Genomic DNA, 2,507 nt, shown 5'->3' with positions numbered 1-2,507 from the left:
TCGAAGGCGACGTTGTCCGGACAGGAGATCGGGCTGACGGAGTCCTTCGGGAACCCGGCGAAGTACGTCGCCGGGTCCTCCGGGTCGCCCGCGACGAGGAACAGCGACCAGGCGAACTCCGTGCTCTCCGGCCGGTTCCAGCGCTCGGTCAGTTCCAGGACGTGGCCGTGCTTGTTGGCGTGGCGCGGGTTGGCCTCGTCCGCCTTCGGGTGGGAGCCGACGCCGCGGTTGGAGTTGTTGGTGAGGGCGACGTACACCTTGCCGGTGACCGGGTTGGGCTCGATGTCCTCGGGCCGGTCCATCTTGGTGGCGCCCACCTTGTCACCGGCCAGCCGCGTGAAGACGAAGACCTCCTCGGCGGTCATGCCCTCGACGTGCGAGACGGCACCCCGGGCGGTGGCGGTGGCCAGCGGGATCCACTCACCGCTGCCGTCGAACTCGCCGTCCCGGGGCAGCTTGCCCGTGCCGTCGATCTCGATGGCGGGCGAGTCACCGGTCAGCCGGGCGACGTACAGGGTCCCCTCGTCGAGGAGCGAGAGGTTGTGCTCGCGGGCGGAGCGGCTGTTGCCGTGCCGCATCCGCTTGCTGCCGACGAACTTGTAGAAGTAGTCGAACCGCTCGTCGTCCCCGCTGTAGACGACCGGCCGGCCGTCGTGCGTCAGCCGCACGGTCGCCGCCTCGTGCTTGAACCGGCCGAGCGCGGTGTGCTTGCGCGGCACGGAGTCGGGGTCGTACGGGTCGAGCTCGACGACGTACCCGAACCGGTGCGCCTCGTTCGGCTCCTGGGCCAGGTCGAACCGCTTGTCGAAGCGTTCCCACTTGCGCTCGGTGGCGCCGGTGCCGATGCCGTACCGCTTGTCGGTCGCGCTGCTGCCGTGGGCGAAGTACTGGTTGAAGTTCTCCTCGCCGTGCAGCGTCGTGCCCCACGGGGTGGTGCCGCCGGCGCAGTTGTTGAGGGTGCCGAGCACCTTCCGCCCGGTCGGGTCGGCGGACGTCCTCACCAGGTCCGACCCGGCGGCCGGGCCGGTCAGCCGGAACTCGGAGGTGGCGGTGAGCCGCCGGTTGAGCTGGTGCCGGCCGATGGCCGTCAGCCGGCCGCTCCCGCGCTCCTCCTCCACCGCGACCACGGCGAGGCCGTGCGCGGCCCAGGCGATCTCCACCTGCTCGCGGGTGGGGTTGGCGGCGTCGTAGTCCCGGAACATCAGGATCTCGTCGGTGTACTCGTGGTTGGCGACGAGCAGCTGCCGGCCACGCTCGCCCTTGAGGGGCAGCAGCGACAGGAAGTCGCAGTTGTAGCCGAACTGCCCGGCCTGCGCCTCGGCGGTCTGCCGCTCCGGGTCGAAGGCGGGCGCACCGCGCAGGATCGGCTCGCCCCAGCGGATGACGACGTTCTGCCGGTAGCCCTCCGGCACGGTCACGGCGTCGTTCGTGTTGGGCGCGACGGGCGCGAACCGCAGACCGCGGGCGCCCTTGGCCGTCGGCCGGGGGCCGCCCTTGGCGGCCGCGGCCGCCTGCGCCTCGGGCGCGACGGCGATGCCGGCCGCCCCGGCGCCGGCCGCGGCGACGGTCACCACGGCGGCGGCGCGCATCACGGACCGGCGGCTGAGGGCGCCGGCGATGACGTCGCCGACGTACTCGTTCGAGCTGGTGTTGGGCACCTCGTGGAAGCAGGCGTCACCACACCGGAAACGACAAGTCAGGGCGGACCGGCCGCCGGGGTGCGAACCGGACGGCGTTCCGATCAACGGCAGCAGCTTTCGCACGTGATTCTCTCCTTGGATGCCCATGGTGTCAGCGAGACCGTAGGAGCACATATGTGCGGTAGCCGGGCGCCCGGATGAACGACGGGTGAACCTGCGGCGGCATGAGGGAAGTTGGACCGGGAGATCGCGAGCCGCAGCTCGCAGGCCGGATCGCGCCCTTGACATATACGATTCCGCAAACCCAACCCTGCCCAAGATCGCCCTTGCGGGCCGCTAACCTTACGTGTCCGTCCTGGCCAGGGATTGACGGGCATCAACTCACGCGAAGGGTTGCGCACATGGGCATTCTCACTCTCCTGCGGAACGCGTTCGGACGGTCACGCAAAGCGAGGTCCGCCGAAGCGGAGGGTACGGCGCAGGCCGCCGAGCCCACGGAAACGGCCGCTCCGACATCGCCCGAGCCGGCCCCGTCGATTCCCTCCCCGTCCCCGGAACCGACCCCCGCCACACCCTCGGTCCCGGAACAACGCGACGAACACGACCTCGTCAGCGCCGCGTTCGACAACGTCACGGTCCCCCACCCCAGCACCCCCTCGGACGACACCCCGGCCCCCGCGCGGCGGGCCGAGGCAGCCCCCGCCCCGACGGAAGCCGAGCCCGAGGCAGAAGCCGAGCCCACTCCCCAGCCGGCCCCGGCCCCGGCAACGGCCCCCGAGCCGGCCACCCACACCGAGCCGCAGCCCGAGCCCGAGCCGCAGCCCGAAGCCAAGCCGGAACCGAAGACCGAAGCAGAGGCGGAGGCCA

At 71.6% G+C, this 2,507-nt stretch carries 1 protein-coding gene and 1 pseudogene; one reads left to right on the top strand and one right to left on the bottom strand.

From position 1 onward, the window contains the following. The coding region (locus IE172_RS07270) for a PhoX family protein (RefSeq protein ID WP_229885843.1) at positions 1-1,763 on the bottom strand (1,763 nt) is incomplete at its 3' end. 278 nt (positions 1,764-2,041) lie between these two features. Here IE172_RS07270 and IE172_RS34380 point away from each other — a divergent pair. Beyond that, positions 2,042-2,507, top strand: a pseudogene (locus IE172_RS34380) (VWA domain-containing protein); the annotation flags it as partial.

Origin of the sequence: Streptomyces griseoflavus (assembly GCF_014649995.1) — a bacterium.
Classification (GTDB): Bacteria; Actinomycetota; Actinomycetes; order Streptomycetales; family Streptomycetaceae; genus Streptomyces; species Streptomyces griseoflavus.
The sequence above is the reverse complement of the archived record's forward strand: the minus strand, read 5'-3'. Positions and strand labels throughout refer to the sequence as shown.